Source organism: Ramlibacter sp., from assembly GCF_035548915.1.
In the GTDB taxonomy this organism is placed as follows: domain Bacteria; phylum Pseudomonadota; class Gammaproteobacteria; order Burkholderiales; family Burkholderiaceae_C; genus Ramlibacter.
On record NZ_DASZSE010000029.1, the window covers coordinates 79,505 to 95,130 of the forward strand.

At 67.1% G+C, this 15,626-nt stretch carries 19 protein-coding genes; 13 read left to right on the forward strand and 6 right to left on the reverse strand.

Annotation, left to right across the window (positions count from 1 at the left end; genetic code table 11):
- Positions 1 to 3: 3 nt before the first annotated feature.
- Complete coding sequence (locus VHA82_RS10490; protein ID WP_325543266.1) at positions 4 to 600, reverse strand: TetR/AcrR family transcriptional regulator; 597 nt, start codon at positions 598 to 600, stop codon at positions 4 to 6.
- A gap of 135 nt (positions 601 to 735) precedes the next feature.
- Between VHA82_RS10490 and VHA82_RS10495 the strand changes: the two genes are divergently transcribed.
- From VHA82_RS10495 to VHA82_RS10505, 3 genes are all read left to right on the forward strand, one after another.
- Positions 736 to 1,899 carry an acyl-CoA dehydrogenase family protein gene (locus tag VHA82_RS10495; protein WP_325543268.1) on the forward strand — a complete coding sequence of 388 codons (1,164 nt, stop codon included), beginning with the start codon at positions 736 to 738 and terminating at the stop codon, positions 1,897 to 1,899.
- Between the two features lie 94 nt (positions 1,900 to 1,993).
- Positions 1,994 to 3,169, forward strand: a complete 1,176-nt coding sequence (locus VHA82_RS10500) for a CaiB/BaiF CoA-transferase family protein (protein ID WP_325543270.1) — start codon at positions 1,994 to 1,996, stop codon at positions 3,167 to 3,169.
- A complete protein-coding gene (locus VHA82_RS10505) occupies positions 3,166 to 3,978 on the forward strand; it encodes an enoyl-CoA hydratase-related protein (RefSeq protein ID WP_325543272.1) in 813 nt (270 codons plus the stop codon). The genes VHA82_RS10500 and VHA82_RS10505 overlap by 4 nt, the downstream gene beginning before the upstream one ends.
- On the opposite strand, the gene VHA82_RS10510 is transcribed toward VHA82_RS10505, so the two are convergent.
- The 3 genes from VHA82_RS10510 to VHA82_RS10520 form a co-directional block, all read right to left on the reverse strand.
- Positions 3,975 to 4,454 carry an aromatic-ring-hydroxylating dioxygenase subunit beta gene (locus VHA82_RS10510; RefSeq protein WP_325543274.1) on the reverse strand — a complete coding sequence of 160 codons (480 nt, stop codon included), beginning with the start codon at positions 4,452 to 4,454 and terminating at the stop codon, positions 3,975 to 3,977. The genes VHA82_RS10505 and VHA82_RS10510 overlap by 4 nt on opposite strands.
- 32 nt (positions 4,455 to 4,486) lie before the next feature.
- Positions 4,487 to 5,866, reverse strand: coding sequence for an aromatic ring-hydroxylating dioxygenase subunit alpha (locus VHA82_RS10515; protein ID WP_325543278.1), 1,380 nt, complete (start codon positions 5,864 to 5,866; stop codon positions 4,487 to 4,489).
- A 257-nt stretch (positions 5,867 to 6,123) separates the two neighbouring features.
- Positions 6,124 to 6,552, reverse strand: coding sequence for a hypothetical protein (locus tag VHA82_RS10520; protein ID WP_325543280.1), 429 nt, complete (start codon positions 6,550 to 6,552; stop codon positions 6,124 to 6,126).
- A 41-nt stretch (positions 6,553 to 6,593) separates the two neighbouring features.
- Between VHA82_RS10520 and VHA82_RS10525 the strand changes: the two genes are divergently transcribed.
- The 8 genes from VHA82_RS10525 to VHA82_RS10560 all read left to right on the forward strand — a co-directional run bounded on the left by VHA82_RS10525 (position 6,594) and on the right by VHA82_RS10560 (position 11,075).
- On the forward strand, positions 6,594 to 6,740 hold the full coding sequence (locus VHA82_RS10525; RefSeq protein ID WP_325543282.1) for a hypothetical protein: 147 nt from the start codon (positions 6,594 to 6,596) through the stop codon (positions 6,738 to 6,740).
- Between the two features lie 257 nt (positions 6,741 to 6,997).
- The gene (locus VHA82_RS10530) at positions 6,998 to 7,726 is read left to right on the forward strand and encodes a response regulator transcription factor (RefSeq protein WP_325543284.1); all 729 of its coding nucleotides are present in this window, start codon (positions 6,998 to 7,000) and stop codon (positions 7,724 to 7,726) included.
- Between the two features lie 93 nt (positions 7,727 to 7,819).
- Positions 7,820 to 8,251, forward strand: a complete 432-nt coding sequence (locus tag VHA82_RS10535; RefSeq protein ID WP_325543286.1) for a hypothetical protein — start codon at positions 7,820 to 7,822, stop codon at positions 8,249 to 8,251.
- 250 nt (positions 8,252 to 8,501) lie between these two features.
- Positions 8,502 to 8,723 carry a cold-shock protein gene (locus VHA82_RS10540; protein WP_325543288.1) on the forward strand — a complete coding sequence of 74 codons (222 nt, stop codon included), beginning with the start codon at positions 8,502 to 8,504 and terminating at the stop codon, positions 8,721 to 8,723.
- Between the two features lie 22 nt (positions 8,724 to 8,745).
- The gene (locus VHA82_RS10545) at positions 8,746 to 9,036 is read left to right on the forward strand and encodes a hypothetical protein (RefSeq protein ID WP_325543290.1); all 291 of its coding nucleotides are present in this window, start codon (positions 8,746 to 8,748) and stop codon (positions 9,034 to 9,036) included.
- A 14-nt stretch (positions 9,037 to 9,050) separates the two neighbouring features.
- Positions 9,051 to 9,305 carry a hypothetical protein gene (locus VHA82_RS10550; RefSeq protein WP_325543292.1) on the forward strand — a complete coding sequence of 85 codons (255 nt, stop codon included), beginning with the start codon at positions 9,051 to 9,053 and terminating at the stop codon, positions 9,303 to 9,305.
- Between the two features lie 225 nt (positions 9,306 to 9,530).
- Positions 9,531 to 10,673, forward strand: coding sequence for a trans-sulfuration enzyme family protein (locus tag VHA82_RS10555; protein ID WP_325543294.1), 1,143 nt, complete (start codon positions 9,531 to 9,533; stop codon positions 10,671 to 10,673).
- Positions 10,674 to 10,901: 228 nt separating this feature from the next.
- Positions 10,902 to 11,075 carry a hypothetical protein gene (locus VHA82_RS10560; RefSeq protein ID WP_325543296.1) on the forward strand — a complete coding sequence of 58 codons (174 nt, stop codon included), beginning with the start codon at positions 10,902 to 10,904 and terminating at the stop codon, positions 11,073 to 11,075.
- Here VHA82_RS10560 and VHA82_RS10565 read toward each other — a convergent pair whose 3' ends face one another.
- Positions 11,076 to 11,657 (reverse strand): cupin domain-containing protein, encoded by a 582-nt coding sequence (locus tag VHA82_RS10565; protein ID WP_325543298.1) that lies wholly within the window; start codon positions 11,655 to 11,657, stop codon positions 11,076 to 11,078.
- Positions 11,654 to 12,304 (reverse strand): sigma-70 family RNA polymerase sigma factor, encoded by a 651-nt coding sequence (locus VHA82_RS10570; RefSeq protein ID WP_325543300.1) that lies wholly within the window; start codon positions 12,302 to 12,304, stop codon positions 11,654 to 11,656. The genes VHA82_RS10565 and VHA82_RS10570 overlap by 4 nt, the downstream gene beginning before the upstream one ends.
- Positions 12,305 to 12,463: 159 nt before the next feature.
- On the opposite strand from VHA82_RS10570, the gene VHA82_RS10575 reads away from it, so the two are divergent.
- Both VHA82_RS10575 and VHA82_RS10580 read left to right on the forward strand, forming a co-directional pair.
- A complete protein-coding gene (locus VHA82_RS10575; protein ID WP_325543302.1) occupies positions 12,464 to 14,770 on the forward strand; it encodes a SulP family inorganic anion transporter in 2,307 nt (768 codons plus the stop codon).
- Between the two features lie 5 nt (positions 14,771 to 14,775).
- A complete protein-coding gene (locus VHA82_RS10580; protein WP_325543304.1) occupies positions 14,776 to 15,594 on the forward strand; it encodes a crotonase/enoyl-CoA hydratase family protein in 819 nt (272 codons plus the stop codon).
- Positions 15,595 to 15,626 lie beyond the last annotated feature (32 nt).

Sequence of the window (15,626 nt, forward strand, 5' to 3'; positions counted from 1 at the left end):
CGCTCAGCTCTTTTCCGCGAGGAAGCCCCGCAGGAAGAGCCGGGCGATCCGCTCGCTCAGCTCCGCCTGCTTGATCGGGCCGCCGGGCCGGTACCAGACGTCGGTCCAGTTCAGCACACCGATGAGCATCATGGTGTAGGGCTTGTAGGCTTCCTCGGGGAGATGGGGGTTCAGCTCGCGAAGCACCTGCGCGACGAGGTCGACGACGCGCCGCTGCAGCTCGTTGAGCGGCACTTGTTTGGCCCGCGGCAGGTACTTCACGTCCTGCATGGCAACCATGTGACGCCGGCGCGACTGGATCGACTTCTGCGTGAAGGTGAGCACGAGGGCGTGCAGGCGGTCCCGGGCGGTGCCGGGCGTGGTCACGGCTTCTTCCAGCCCGGAGATCACGCGCTCGAGGTGTTCCTTCAGCATCGCGAACAGCAGGTCGTCCTTCGTGGGGAAGTAGTGGTAGAGCATCGACTTCGTCGCGCCGCACGCCTTCGCCACGTCCTGCATCTTCGCGGACGGGAACCCTTCCTTGGCGAAGAGGACCGCCGCGCAGTCCATGATCGCCTGGCTCTTCGCTTCGTAGTCGTCGTTCTTGCGTACCCGGGGCATGGCCCATCCTCCTCGGTGGCGTGAGTGTAGCAATGCGCTTGCGCCCAGCGGCGAGGCGGTCTAAAATAAACCGACGCGGCGGACTATCAATGACGGCGCCGCCCCGTCCCTGCGCTCGATCAAGCCCTCTTGCAAATGACAACCTTCGAATTCCAGGAACCCGGCAGCCTCGTGAGCGACGAGCTGCGGATGCTTCGCGACCAGGTCCGCCGCTACGTGGACGAGGTGATCGTGCCGAACGGCGACCAATGGGAGGCCTCCGGAGAGATTCCGCGCAGCGTGTTCCGCGAACTCGGCGCGATGGGGTTTCTGGGCATGCGTTACCCCGAAGCCTATGGCGGCGGCGGCATGGGGCCGCTCGCCTCGCTGATCTGGGCGGAGGAACTGGCCCGTTCGTCCTATGGCGGGGTCGCTTCGGCACTGACGGTGCACAGCGACATGTCGATCATGCACATCGCCCACCGGGGCACGCACGAGCAAAAGCAGAAGTACCTCCCGGCCGCATGCGCCGGTGAAAAGGTGGGCGCGGTGTGTGTCACCGAGCCCGGCGCGGGCTCCGACGTCGCCGGGTTGAAGACGCGAGCGAGGCGGACGGACAAGGGATGGGTCATCGACGGCTCGAAGACGTTCATCACCAACGGGGTGTTCGGTGACATCTACATCGTCGCCGCGCGCACCGATCCGCAGTCGAAGGGCAGCCGCGGCATCTCGCTATTCATCGTCGAAAAGGGCGCGCCCGGCTTGCAGGTCTCCAAGCGCTTCGACAAGCATGGCTGGCGCTCTTCGGACACCGCGGAACTCTTTTTCGACGACATGCTCGTCCCCGACGAAGCACTCCTCGGCGAGGAAGGCAAGGGCTTCTACTACATCATGAGCACGTTCCAGAACGAAAGGCTCGTGGTGGGCGCGCTCGCGTCGGGGACGAGCGCGAAGGCGATCGAGTTGACGGTGGACTACGTGCGCCAGCGCCAGGCCTTCGGCAAGTCGCTGTGGGACCAGGCCGTGGTGCGCAACAAGTTGGCCGGCGTGGCCGCGAAGGCCGCCGCCGTTCGGGCGCTCACCTACCAGTGCGGACAAATGATCGAGGAAGGCAAGGACGCGGTGCGCGAGGTGTCGATGCTCAAGGCCTTCGGCGCCGAGACACTGCAGGAAGTGGTGCACACCTGCCTTCAGTTGCACGGCGGCACGGGCTATATCATCGGCACGCCGGTGGAGCGCATGGCCCGCGACGCGCGCATCCTCACGATCGGCGGCGGCGCCACCGAAGTCATGCTGGAAGAAGTCGCCAAGCGCATGTAGCCTGCGCCATGAGCCTCGACGAATTGCCGGACACTCTTTGGAAGGCCGGCGAAGAACGGGCCGCCGCCCCTTTCGGAATGGATTGAAGACAGACATGGCCGGACCGCTTTCCCACATCACCGTCATCGAGCTCGCGGGCATCGGGCCGGGGCCGTTCGCCTGCATGATCCTCGCGGACCTCGGCGCGAACGTGATCCGCATCGACCGCCCGCCGGCGCCCGGCCGCTCGCGTGTCGACGACCTGATGCGCAACGACGGTGTCGTCGACCGGGGGCGCCGGTCGCTCTCGCTGAACATGAAGGACCCGCGCGCGGTGCAGGCCGTGCTGGGCCTGGTGCGCAAAGCCGACGTGTTGATCGAAGGCTACCGCCCCGGCGTCGCGGAAAAACTCGGCCTGGGCCCGGCCGAGTGCATGGCCGTGAATCCGCTCGTCGTGTACGGTCGCATGACCGGCTGGGGCCAGACGGGGCCTCTCGCCGAATGCGCGGGCCACGACATCAACTACATCGCGCTGTCCGGGGCCCTGCATGCCATCGGAACTCGCGCGAGGCCCTTGCCACCGCTGAACCTGGCGGGCGACTATGGCGGTGGCGGCATGCTGCTCGTGATCGGCGTCCTGGCAGCGCTTGCCGAAAGGCAAAGCTCCGGGCGGGGCCAGGTGGTGGACGCGGCCATGACCGATGGCGCGGCGCTGCTGATGGCGCCCATCTACGGGATGATGGCCAAAGGCTTCTGGCGTGACGAGCGCGAATCGAACCTGCTGGACGGCGCCGCCCACTTCTACGGCACTTACCGCTGCGCCGACGGCAGATTCGTCTCGATCGGCGCCATCGAGCCGCAGTTCTACGAGAAGCTGCTTCAGCTTTGCGGCATCGACGACCCGCATTTTCGCCGCCAGTGGGAGCAGTCCGAGTGGGCCGCGCTTCGCACGAAGCTCGAGTCCGTCTTCGCATCGCGCACGCGCGAACAGTGGTGCGAGTTGCTCGAGGGCAGCGATGCCTGTTTCGCGCCCGTGCTGTCGATGACGGAAGTCCGGTCGCATCCGCACAATGCCGCGCGGGGCACCTTCGTCGCGGCTTCCGATGGCGTCGTACAGCCGGCACCCGCGCCAAGGTTCGACAGGACTCCCGTCGAGCTGCCCGCGAAGGCTCCGCGAGCCGGCGAACACACCCGCGAGTTGCTCGCCCGTGCCGGCGCGAGCCCCGATCTCATCGATGAGCTGCTGCGCGAAAGCGTCGCCTACGAGGGTGCGGGGTCGGCAGTCTCATGAGCAAGCTGGTCACCTTCGAAGTTCGCGGCGCGGTGGCCGTCGTGACATTGAACGACGCTGGGCGCATGAATCCGCTTTCGAGCGGGCTCATGCAGGAGCTTGCGAATGCGATGTCGCGGATCGAAACCGATACCGCGATCCGCGCGTTGCTGCTCACGGCCAGCGGTCGCGGGTTCTGTGTCGGTGCCGACCTCAAGGATTTCGCCGAAAGATCGCAGTCCCTGCCGGACGGCGACAGCCTCGGGCAACACGTCGGCCGCATGATGGAAGAAGACGGCAACGCACTGATCTGCCGGCTGCGCAACCTGCCGGTGCCGGTCGTGTGCGCGGTCAATGGGCCCGCGGCCGGAGGCGGCGTCGGCCTTGCGCTCGCGGCCGACATCGTCATTGCGGCACGCTCCGCCTACTTCTACTTGCCTTTCGTTCCGGCGCTGGGGCTCGTTCCGGACATGGGGGCGAGCTGGATGCTGCCCCGGCTCATCGGGCGGGCCCGCGCAGTGGGTCTCGCGTTGACGGGCGAGAAACTGGCCGCCGACACCGCGGCGCAGTGGGGCTTGATCTGGGCGTGCGTCGACGACGCAGCGCTGCAGGATGAAGGCTCGCGTCTGGCCACCACGCTTGCCGAGCTTGCCGCCGATTCCATACGAGAGGTGCGCTCGATATTCGCCGCTGCCGAGACCAACGGCCTCGAGCAGCAGCTTTCACTCGAGCGCGAACGCCAGGAGAAGCTGATCGACGGCGAAGCGTTCGCGCAGGGCCTGAGGGCTTTTCACGAGCGCCGCAAGCCCGCTTTCAAGGGCCGTGCCTAGATCAGGAATGCCATGGTCGTCAGCGCGGTGTCGTTGTTCACCAACGCCACCTTCTTGGACGCGAGCCGATATTCGCCTTCGACCCTTCGCAACACGTAGTCGACCCGTGCGGCCCACATGATCTGTCCGCGGCGGTGGGATTCGTACAGGATCATGTTCGCGGCGACGCGCGTGCCCGCGGGTTCTTCCGCCAACACTTCGATGTTGCCGACCACTCGCCGCAATCGCGAGCGAGGAAGCTGGCTGTAGCGCTTGCCGGTCAGGTATTGGCGAATCCTGAGGCCGATGCGCGACCGGTTGTCGTAGATGATCGACATCTCGCGTTCGGGGTCGCCGCCGTCGCCATTCGCCGGCACCCAGTAGATCGCGTCGTCCGTCCACAGGCGTTCCCATTCCTCGAAGCGGTGCTCATCCTGCAGGCGCGCTTCGCGGTAGAGGAACTGGCAGATCTCGTGGTGCCGCAGGAGATCGTCCATGCTCGAGGATAAGAGTCGGTCCGGTGCACCCATCACGCGGCCTCCATCAGCGAGCGCCAGTGTTGCCACATGCCGCGCGACGGAACTTCGTCCGTCACATGGGCGATCCGCAAACCCTGGTCGTCCGTGCGCTCGCGATGTTCGCCCCGGCCCAGGTAGACCCACTCGGGACTCTTCTCCTGAACGCCGCGGTGAGAGCGCTCATACATCTCCGCGTCGTCGGCGAGCAGAAACCCCGCGGGGCCGACCGATCCCATGGTTTGCTGCCGCATGCGGCGGTTCAGGTCCGGCGCTCCCTTGAACTGCAGCGCGGTGACGTGCTGCACTGTCTCGCCGACCGAAAGCGGCTGGATGACGAACAGCTGGATTTCCGCGATGAACAGGTTGGGGAAGATCATGATGTGCGGGGTGCCGTCGATCATGATTTCGCGCGCCTTCTCTTCACCGTACGCGGCGTTCATCCTGCTCACGTAGTCCGGCAGCCTGTCGGCTGTCGTGCCGAACCAGCCGAGGGGCTCGCCGCGCTTTCGAAATTCGGGGCGCAGGTCCACCTCGCTGTGCCCGTTCCCGAAGTAGCGGGTGACGGCGCTCGACGCGTCCGAATACAACGTACCGATCTTGCTGTCGGCCACCTCGAAGATCGAGGCGTGGGTGAACGCGGGGTGATAGCCGTCGGTCTCGTTTTCCACCACGAACTTCCAGTTGGCGAGCACCTTGTGCTGCAGGAAGCCGGCGGTGAGCTCGACCTCGCCTTCGGGCGAGGTGCGGCAGAGGGCATCGATGGCTTCTCGCGCGCCGCCGAGGTGTTCTTCGAGGCTGGGTCCATCGGCGGCCATCGAGCCGAACACGAACCCCTTGTAGATGCCGATGCGCGCAATTCGGGCGAGCCCGAGCGCCTTGCGCTTGTCGTCCGCGTACCCGGATGGGAAGGGATATCCCCTCAGGAGTCCGTCGCTCGCGAATGTCCAGCCGTGGTAGTTGCACGTGAAGGTGCGTGAGTTGCCTCGATGCCTTTCGCAGACCTGGTTGCCCCGGTGCGGGCAGCGGTTGTGCAGCAGGTGGACGGCGCCTTCCCGGTCGCGGGTCATGATCACCGGGTCCGGGCCGATCGACTTCATGACGAAGTCGTGCGGGTTCGGTATCTCGCTCACATGGCCGACGTAGACCCACGTTCGCTGCCAGATGTTGCGCAGCTCGCGCTCGAAGATGGATGGATCCACGTAAACCGATCCGTGGACGCGGTCCTGCCGGACCCGTTCGCTCCAGGTGTGATCCGGGGCGGGGCGTTCGAGCAAAGCTTGCATCATGGCTTTCCGAGGGGTGATCGCATTCAGAAGCCTATAATATAGACCGACGCGTCGGTCTATTAAATGGACTGCGGCGCGATCTGCAGGAATCTTGACGTGGATCAACCCATTCGGCTCAAAGCTTCGCCGGCACTCGTTTGGTCGTTGGCGGCGCTGGTCGTGCTCGCGTGGGGGGGCAACTACAGTCTGCAAAAGGATGTGATGGCCAGGATCGGGCCGTCCGCGTACCTCGTGGCGCGTTACGTCGCGACCCCGGCCGTGCTTGCGGCCGTGCTCATCGGCCGCTTCGGATTGTCGTGGTCAAGACTGAACACGCGCGACTGGCTGGTGCTCGCTGGGCTTGCGATGCTCGGGCACGCTTTTCAAGCCACACCGTGGCGGCCCGCCACACCATCGAGAAGCTCGGCGTCTTCGCCTTCATGGCTTACTCGACGCTGCTCGCCAGCGCTCCGATGGTCTTGCTGAACGTCGGCGAGGCAGCCGCCGTGCAGTGGCACGCCCTTTCGCAGATGCAGTGGATCCAGCTGGCCGCGACGCTCGCGGCTGGCGCCGCTTTTGTACCTGCTGCCGCCCGTGGCGGGCTTGATCGCCTGGAGCACCGTCGGCGAGACATTCGGGATGCCGAAGATCGCAGGGGCCGCGATCGCCCTGGCCGGTGTGGCGCTGGTCCAGTTCGGCGGCCGCGGATTGGAGCGCCTGAGCGACACTCGCCACTGGATTTGCGGGCGCCGCGGATCGCCCAGGCTCCGGCGCGCGCCGTATACGGCTATGCTGGAGATGCCGGCTGCCACGTTCGCAGCCTTTCCATTTCAAGAGAAAGAGGTTCCCACAGATGCCCAAGCCCAACTACTCCTACGAAAAGCGGCAACGCGAACTCGCCAAGCAGCACAAGAAGGCGGAAAAGCAAAAGCGCAAGTCCGCTCCGCCTGCGCAGGACGCGCCGCCCGAGCCGCAGACGCCTCCGCCGTCGTCGAGCTGAAGAGCAGGCGGCATTGGCCGCCCGCCCACTGCCCACCCGTCCGCCGCTCGCCCCCGGCGCTCGCCGGGCTGCGGCAACCTGTCATTCCGAGGCCCCTCGATCGTCGTCATGAAAGAATTCCCGACCCGAAGGACTTTCCATGACTTCCGACCGTGGTTCGTGAGGGAAAGCCCCCCGCGCGCCGTTTGCAATTGTTGACGTTCACCCCCTTTCGCACCATTCGCCACCTTCGCTACAGTGCGCTCGCGAGGGTGCCCATGAATCCAGCCGAAGGTCGCCGAATTGCACTGGTCCAGGAGGATGCGGACCAGCTCGACTTCCTGCGGCACATCGTGCGCTTCATCGGCGTCTCGCACGTCGCGTTCCGCTCGGGCGAGGCCTTTCTGGAGGCGCTCGGCCACGACGCCTTCGATCTTCTGGTGCTGGACTGGAACCTGCCGGACCTCCAGGCCCCGTCGGTCGTGGAAGAGGTCCGCAGGCGCCTCGGCCCGGCTTTTCCGATCGTCTTCGTCGCTTGCCGCGCCCTCGAATCCGACATCGTCGCGGGCCTGCGCGCGGGCGCGGACGACTACGTCACGAAACCGGTACGTGCGCCGGAACTGAGCGTGCGCATCCAGGCGCTGCTGCGGCGGGCCCACCCGCTGCCGCAATGCGATCGCATGACCTTCGGGCCGTTCATGTTCGACGTGGCGCGGCGCCGGGCCGAAGTCCACGGCAAGCCGGTGGAACTGAAGCCGCCCGAGTTCGACCTCGCGCTTTCGCTCTTCACCCATTCCGGTGGTCTCCTGTCGAGGACGCGGCTCATGGAGTGCGTGGTGGACGCAGCGGAAGACGCACCGCCTCGCACGCTGGAGGCCCACGTGTCCCGCGTTCGCTCGAAGCTCGGCATCCTGCCGCAAAACGCGTTCCGCGTGAGCAGCGTGTACGGCGTGGGCTACCGCCTCGACGAAGTGAGCGCCCTCGGGGCGGCCCGCCCGGCAATGTGAACAATCTTCATCGCGGTCGACTTCCGGCCGCCGGCTCCTAGGATTCGATACCTGAGTGCGGCGCGAACCGTTCGCCGCGAGGAGGGCAAGTCCATGTTGAGCGCATCCGTTTCCACCCCCCATCCCGGCATGGCCCTGCTGCCGATGCATTCCGATGGCGACTCGCACTGGAGCTCGCAGTGGGATTCGGAGCTGGACTCGCAGCTGAGCTCGCTGGATTCGCGGTCGGACATGCGCGAATTCGAGGGCCCGAGCGTGGACGACGTGCTCCTCATCACACACCGCAACGGCCGCATCTGCCCGACCTCCGTGCACTGGTGGCGCATCTTCGAAAGCCTGCCGGACCGCCCGGCGAAGCTCAAGCGGCCGCTCGAGGGCCGCGAATGGATCACGACCGGCACGCTCGGCAAGCGCATGGCACTGCGCGAGCAGGTCGAATGGGCCGCATCGGTGGGCGCGCTGGGGCTGCTGCGCGACAAGCTCGCCGCGTTGCCGGAAGCCGCGTGGCACCACAGAGGCGAATGACGGCGCGGCACACCTGGCAAGCGAGCACGACGCGAGAAGCTCGCCGCCCTTTTTCCGTGCGCGGGTTGCAAATGCCTGTTATGATGCGTGCGCACGTTCAACAGACGTTCATCCTTCGGTTACTTCTTCTTCTACCCCGCCGCTTCGCGCGGCGAGTCGTTGTCGAATCTTCCACTCTGATGCTGTCTGCCGTTGTGCAACCGCACGGCGCGTTGCCGCGCGGCAATTTTTTCGCATACGGAGCATCCACATGCAACAACAAGACCAGACCGGAACCGTCAAGTGGTTCAACGAAAGCAAGGGCTACGGCTTCATCACGCCTGACGGCGGTGGCAAGGACCTCTTTGCGCACTTCCGCGAAATCACGGGCGGCGATGGCTACAAGACGCTTGCCGAGAACGCGCGCGTGCAGTTCCAGGTGACGCAAGGCGCCAAGGGCCCGCAGGCTTCCAACATCCGCCCGCTCGCCTGAGCGTCCCGGCCGAAGCCCGCACGTGGCCCTGCGCGACAAGCCGGACGACGACTACAGTCTCGTCAGCCAGAACGTGGCATCGGCGGAAGCCGATGCGCTCCAGGCGGAACGCGAAGAGCAGACCGCCTACGAGCACTTCGACTCCGTGAGGCGCGCGCTCGGCGAGAACGGCCGGGCGCACGAAGCGACGCTGCATCCCGAGTTCCACCGCTGGATGAACTCGCGCGAGAACACCGATGGCGCCTGGGGCCGCTGGGCGCTTGCCGTCGATGCACTGCACGACAGCGAGGCCGAGGCCCCTCCATCGCAATAAAAAAGAAAGAACGAATGCATACGAATACCCGCCTGGGCAAGTACCTGATCTCACCGCTCACCAAGGCGCTCGAAAACGGCTGGTTCGCCTGTTCCGTGTCGATCCGCTCCGGCGCGGGCAGCATGACGACCGATCGGGTGCTGCGTCTCACGCGGCTTTTCCGCGACCGCTGCGTTGCCGCGGAATACGCCCGATCCGAAGGGCTTCAGTGGATTCGCGCCGGCACGAGCGCCGAGTCGCTGCGTCACCTGACGCCTGTCATGGCCTAGAGCGAATCGACTTGCTCCGCGCCGTGCGAAACGCCTTCGCGCGCCGCACGGACGAGGACGCCCCGGCAGCCTTCAAGGCGCACGGGGCGTTTTTTTTGCGCCATGGGAAAGCCGCACCGCCTCGGCCTGCTGAAAGCTCGAGGCGACGAGGACGGCGCACGCGTCCCGATGAACCACAATAGTCGTCATCCCGCTCCAGGGTGATCCGCCAAGAGGCCCTCCGCGATGACGACGAACCGCAAGCTCCGTTTCGAAACCCTGGCGGTCCACGCCGGTCACGCGGTCGACCCCGCGACCGGCGCGGTCGTTCCACCCATCCACCTTTCCACGACGTTCGAGCGCGACGCCGACGGCGGCTACCCGCACGGCTTCATCTACTCGCGCAATCACAACCCGAACCGCAACTCCCTCGAGGAAGCTCTGGCGGCGCTCGAAGGCGGCGCCGCGGGAGCGGCATTCGCTTCCGGCCTCGCGGCGGTCACCGCGGTCTTTCAGACGCTCTCGCCGGGCGATCACGTGGTGGCGCCCCGCGACATCTACCACGGCACGGCCAATGTGCTGCGCCACCTCTTCGCGAAATGGGGCGTGGCGTTCACCTTCGTCGACATGTGCGACCTCGACGCGACGCGCCGGGAGATCCGGCCGGCCACGCGCATCGTGTGGGTCGAAACACCTTCCAACCCGCTCTTGCAGTGCACCGACATCGCCGCCGTGGTGGAAATGTGCGCCGGCAAAGGCATCCGCGTCATCGCCGACAACACCTTCGCCTCGCCCGCGCTGCAGAATCCGCTCGCGCTCGGCTGCGACATGGTGATGCACGCCACCACCAAGTACCTCGGCGGGCGCAGCGACGTGCTGGGAGGCGCGCTCGTCACGCGAACAGCCGACGAACACTTCGAGGCCGTGCGCACCGCGCAGCTCTTCGGCGGCGGCGTGGCATCGCCCTTCGATTGCTGGCTCGTGATGCGCAGCCTGGGCACGCTCGCCTATCGCATGCAGGCGCACTGCGCGAACGCGCGCCGCATCGCCGAATTTCTCGCCGCGCATCCCAAGGTGTCGGCCGTCCACTACCCCGGGCTCACGGACAACCCCCATCACGCGCTCGCGGCGCGGCAGATGCGCGGGTTCGGAGGGATGCTCTCCTTCGAACTCGCGGGTGGCCGCGATGCCGCGATGGCCGTCGCCGCCCGCGTGAGCCTCTTCACACGCGCGACGAGCCTGGGCGGCGTGGAAAGCCTGATCGAGCACCGTGCCTCGATCGAGGGCCCGCAGAGCGCCACGCCGCAAGGATTGCTGCGCGCCTCGATCGGCCTGGAGCATCCCGACGACCTGGTGGACGACCTGGCCCAGGCGCTCGAAGAGGTGTAGGGGCCGCACGCAATGCATGGAGAGAAGAGGGCGGATGGTCGTATTTCACACCGCGCGTGCCGGCGCGCAACGCGCAGCCTCAACGCATCACGGGGTGTTTTCGACCCCGAAAATAATCCATGGCTCCACGTGAAGTGCTTCTCGGTGATACGTCACAAGCGCTTGTATTCGCGCACCCGGCGACTAGATTGCGAACACCCGCAACAGCACCGCCCACGAAAGACCGCCATGCAAGCTGCCGCCCGCTTTCTGTCGCGCATCCTCGCAGCCATCGACGAGGCATGCGCCGCCACGCTCGGCCGCCCGGCGCTCGAATATGTGCGGCTGCCCGCCGGTCTCGCCTATGCGCCGCACGAGCGCGCGAGGCGCCACGTGCGCACCGCGCAGCTGAGCACGTGGTGATCATCCGAGCACGTCGCGCGCGCTGGTGACAAGCATGCACGTGCATCCCGACTCGCTCCAGACCCGCTTGTCGCCCGTGCCCGGTTCGGCCCGGTTGTAGTCGCCGGGCATGAGCTTGCGCCCGTCGATCCAGAGTTCGCCCGCGAGCAGGTGCAGCTCCTCCACGCCGCGATGCGTGTGAGGCGGATAGTCGGCGCCGGGCGCAAGGCGCACCAGCATGCTCACCATGTGCGTGACTTCGTCCTGGGACAGCACATGGCATTCGATGCCCGGCGCGACCCGGCTCCAGCGGGGCTCGACCCACGGCCTGTGCGCGGGCAGCACGGGCGCTTCGCCCGTCTGCGCCGCAATGCGCTCGGCCAGTCGCCGCCGCAGCGACGAATCCGGGCGAAGCACATCTCTTGGCCACGCGGCGAATGCGGCGATGACGGGGCGCAGCGACTGCAGGTCGCCGCTACACCGCGGGCACGACTCGATGTGGCGTTCGACCGCGCCGACCTCGGCCGCGTGCAGCGTCTGCATCGCATAGCCGGCGGTCCGATCGGCCCAGTCGCACAACCCGGTCTCGCGCGATTTGCTCACGGCGTATCCCCTCGTTCGGCGAACGCGAGCCGCAGCTTCCGAAGCGCGGAGCGGATGCGGGTCTTGACGGTGCCGAGCGGCTCGTTCAGCCGCAGCGCCACTTCGGCATGGCTCAGCTCGTGGAAATACGCGGTCTCGATCGCTTCGCGCTCTTCCTGCTTCAGGGTGAAGAGCGCAAGGCGCACCAGCGCCGCTTGCTGCCGCAGTTCCATCGCATCCTGCGCGTCGCTTGCCTGCGGCTGCCCGTGCGGGTCGCCGCCCAGCGGATCGACGCGCTTCCTGCGCCTTTCGAATCGCAGCCGGTCGATCGCGCGCGAACGCGCCTGGTTCATGATCCAGCCGATCACGGTGCCGTTGGCGGGATCGTAGGCGGCCGCGCGGCGCCACACGTCGAAGAACACATCCAGCGTCAGCTCCTCGGCGGTTTCGCGGCTGCCGGTGATGCGCATGATCAGCGTGAAGACGATGCGGTGCGTGCGATCGTAAAGCGCATGCAACGCGAACTGGTCGCCCGCCGCCACGGCGGCGACGAGCCGGCCCCAGTCCTGCTCCGGAATCGGAGACGATCCCGACTTGTCGGCATACAGCACATCCCCGAGCGTTTCCGGGGCGAGCCGAGCATCGTCGTGTTCAGCATCCTGCGCCACCGGCGGGATTGTGGCGTCAGTCGCCCGCTCATCGCAAGGGGCCGCACGTCGAACGACGCCAGGTGGATTGCCATTTGCGGACACGTCGCGCACACTGAGCCATCCCCGCAAATCACCGCAAATCCCCCCGATCCTTAGGGGGATCGACTGGAGAGCCGCATGGCGAACATGTCACAGCGCTTCGGTTACGGCTTGCCCGACCAGCCGGCGCCGCGCGCGGCGCCGCAGGCCGATGCTTCGGCGCAGACCCATCCGTGGCGCGCCACACTGCGCGGCGACCTGATCGGCGGTTTCGCCGCGGCCATGCTCACGATCCCCGTGAGCATGGGCTACGGCATCCTCGCGCTTTCGGCGCTCGGCCCGGGCCACCTGGCCCAAGGCGTGCTTGCCGGGCTCTATGCACCCGTCGTCGGCTGCATCGTCGCCGTCCTGCTCGGCGCGAACACGACGATGATCTACTCGCCGCGCAGCATCGTCACCTTCCTTATCGGCTCGATCGTCGCCACGAGCGTGGTGAATTCGCACCTTCCGATGCCGCGCGCGGCCACGCCCGAGATGCTCATCGCCATCGTGTTCCTGCTCATCTTCCTCGCCGGCGGGCTGCAGGCGCTGATCGGGCTCCTGCGGTTCGGCACGCTCGTGAAGTACGTGCCGGCGCCCGTGATCGCCGGCTTCGCGAATGCCGCCGCCTTCCTGATCTTCCTGTCGCAGCTCGACGTGCTCAACGGCTTCGAGCAGCACGTGGCTGCGTGGTCCATCCCGCTTCATCTCGCCGAAGTGAAATGGCTGAATCTGCTGGTCGGCGTCATCACGTGCGGCCTCGTGCTGAAAGGCGCGCGCCTCACCAAGGCCGTGCCGCCCACGATCCTCGGCATGGCGGGCGGCATCGCCTCGTACTACGTGCTGCTCTTTCTCGGACTGCATAGCCAGCTCGGGCCCGTGGTGGGCGCGATTCCGTTCTCCTGGCCGGATCCGCATTACTTCGGCGAATTCGTGGCGCTCACGCGCAACGTGGACTTCTGGTCGTTCGCACCGGAACTGCTCACCGGAGCGCTGAGCCTCGCGCTCATCGCTTCGCTCGACGGCGTGCTGTGCGGGCGTCTCGTGGAGGCGGATTCGGGCCACCGTGTCGACGCCAATCGCGAACTCGTGCGCCTGGGCGTCGGCAACATGGCGGCGGCCGGCTTCGGCGGCATCGCCAACGGCGTGAACCTCGGCTCGAGCTTCGCCAACCACCGCAGCGGCGCGCGCACGCCTTTCTCGCTCGTCGTGCATTCGGTCGTGATCCTTGCGGCGATCCTCGTCATCTCCCCGCTCGTGGGCTACCTGCCGCGCGTGGTGATCGGCGGCATGCTCACGGCGGTGTCCATCCAGCTCGTGGACCGCTGGACGCTCGCGAGCTGCATCAACCTCGTGAAGGGCGAGTTCTCGCGGCCGCAGAGCGTGGCGCTCGATCTGCTCGTGATCTTCGCCGTCGCCGTCGCGGCCGTGATGATCAATGTGGTGGTGGCCGTGGGAGTGGGCATCGTCGTCACGATCCTCTTTTTCCTCTTTCGCATGAGCAAGTCGGTGATCCGCCGCTCTTACCGCTGCGATGTCGTGCATTCGCGGCGCTCGCGCAGCAACGCCGAGGCGGATTTGCTTCGCGGCAGCAGCTCGCGCATCGTCGTGTTCGAGCTCGAAGGGCCGGTCTTCTTCGGCACGGCGGAAAATCTCGCGGCCTCCGTGGACAAAGCGCTGCGCGAGCCCACGTCGCACGTGATCCTCGACCTGAAGCGCGTGCACGAGATCGACAGCACCGGCGCGAAGATGTTCCTGCAGATCCACGAGCAGCTGAAGAAAGCGGGCGTGACGCTCCTCGTGAGCTCTCTCGCGCCCGGCTCGGCACGCGCGCAGTTCCTGCAGGACATGGGCGTCACCGCGGCGCTGAAGTCCGCGAACCTGCTGCCCGATGCCGACCGCGCGATCGAACGGGCGGAAGACGAGCTCTTGCGCGCGCTCGCCGACGAGCCGCCCGCCGAGGAAGTGTCGCCGCACGAATTCGCCGCGGCCTGGCGCTTCGAGCCGGCCGAGTGGTCGGCGCTCGAGCGTGCGCTCGAGCGGCGTACCTACGGCGCGGGCGACGCCGTGTTCCGCGAAGGCGACACGAGCCGGGACCTCTACCTCATCACGAAAGGCTCGGCGAGCGTGTACCTGCTGCTGCCCGGCGCGGGCCGCGAGACGCGGCTTGCGACGTTTTCGCCCGGCACCGTGTTCGGCGAGCTCGCTCTGCTCGACCAGCAGGCGCGCTCGGCGACGATCGAAGCGGACGGCGAGCTCGTGTGCCTCGTGCTGTCGCACGATGCGTTCGAAGAACTTGCGCGGGACCATCCGGCGGTCGCGATGAAGCTTCTGGCCGGCATCGGGCGGGAACTCGCGAACCGGCTGCGCCGCGCGAGCCGCACGATCCACGAACTCGCGAGCTGACACCGATGACCGAGCCTTGCGTTCTCACGGAATTCGCCGACGGCATCGCGCACGTGCGGCTCCATCGCCCCGCGAAGCTGAACGCGCTCGATGGCGCCATGTTCGCGCAGCTCGTGGATGCGGGCGAGCGGCTGCACGCGCGCAACGACGTGCGTTGCATCGTGCTTTCGGGCGCGGGGAATTCCTTCTGCGCGGGCCTCGACGCGAGTCTCTTCGCCGCGATGGCGGGCGATCGCGCCGCGGGAATCGGCGCGGTGACGGGCAACGCGCCATTGCAGGCGCGCACGCACGGCATCGCCAATCGCGCGCAGCGCATGGCGACGGTGTGGGCCGACGCGCCGGTGCCCGTGATCGCGGCGGTGCACGGCCACTGCTTCGGTGGCGGCCTGCAGATCGCGCTCGGCGCGGACATCCGCATCGTCGCCCCGGACGCGCGCATGTCCGCGATGGAGGTTCGCTGGGGCCTGGTGCCCGACATGGCGGGCATGATCTTCGGCCGCCGGCTGCTGCGCGCGGACGTCTTCGCGGAGCTCGTCTACACGGGCCGGCAGGTGAGCGGCGAGGAAGCCGTGCGGATCGGACTCGCCACGCGTGTGGCGGCCGACCCGCTCGCCGAGGCCACCGCCCTCGCGAAGGACATCGCCCAGAGGAGCCCGGATGCGATCCGCGCGGCGAAGCGGCTGCTCGGGCAGGCGCGCGTCTGCGACGACGCCACCTTGCTGCTGCAGGAGTCGCTCGAGCAGGAACGCCTCATAGGAAGCGCCAACCAGCTCGAAGCCGTGCGCGCGAACATCGAAAAGCGCGCGCCCGCGTTTCGCGACTAGCCTGGGAGCGCTTCGCGCCGCCGCTGGCGAAG

Coding starts and splice junctions, on each gene's coding strand:
- VHA82_RS10490 (WP_325543266.1), bottom strand. CDS start 600: ATGCCCCGGGTACGCAAGAACGACGACTACGAAGCGAAGAGCCAGGCG.
- VHA82_RS10495 (WP_325543268.1), top strand. CDS start 736: ATGACAACCTTCGAATTCCAGGAACCCGGCAGCCTCGTGAGCGACGAG.
- VHA82_RS10500 (WP_325543270.1), top strand. CDS start 1,994: ATGGCCGGACCGCTTTCCCACATCACCGTCATCGAGCTCGCGGGCATC.
- VHA82_RS10505 (WP_325543272.1), top strand. CDS start 3,166: ATGAGCAAGCTGGTCACCTTCGAAGTTCGCGGCGCGGTGGCCGTCGTG.
- VHA82_RS10510 (WP_325543274.1), bottom strand. CDS start 4,454: ATGGACGATCTCCTGCGGCACCACGAGATCTGCCAGTTCCTCTACCGC.
- VHA82_RS10525 (WP_325543282.1), top strand. CDS start 6,594: ATGCCCAAGCCCAACTACTCCTACGAAAAGCGGCAACGCGAACTCGCC.
- VHA82_RS10530 (WP_325543284.1), top strand. CDS start 6,998: ATGAATCCAGCCGAAGGTCGCCGAATTGCACTGGTCCAGGAGGATGCG.
- VHA82_RS10535 (WP_325543286.1), top strand. CDS start 7,820: ATGTTGAGCGCATCCGTTTCCACCCCCCATCCCGGCATGGCCCTGCTG.
- VHA82_RS10540 (WP_325543288.1), top strand. CDS start 8,502: ATGCAACAACAAGACCAGACCGGAACCGTCAAGTGGTTCAACGAAAGC.
- VHA82_RS10550 (WP_325543292.1), top strand. CDS start 9,051: ATGCATACGAATACCCGCCTGGGCAAGTACCTGATCTCACCGCTCACC.
- VHA82_RS10555 (WP_325543294.1), top strand. CDS start 9,531: ATGACGACGAACCGCAAGCTCCGTTTCGAAACCCTGGCGGTCCACGCC.
- VHA82_RS10560 (WP_325543296.1), top strand. CDS start 10,902: ATGCAAGCTGCCGCCCGCTTTCTGTCGCGCATCCTCGCAGCCATCGAC.
- VHA82_RS10575 (WP_325543302.1), top strand. CDS start 12,464: ATGGCGAACATGTCACAGCGCTTCGGTTACGGCTTGCCCGACCAGCCG.
- VHA82_RS10580 (WP_325543304.1), top strand. CDS start 14,776: ATGACCGAGCCTTGCGTTCTCACGGAATTCGCCGACGGCATCGCGCAC.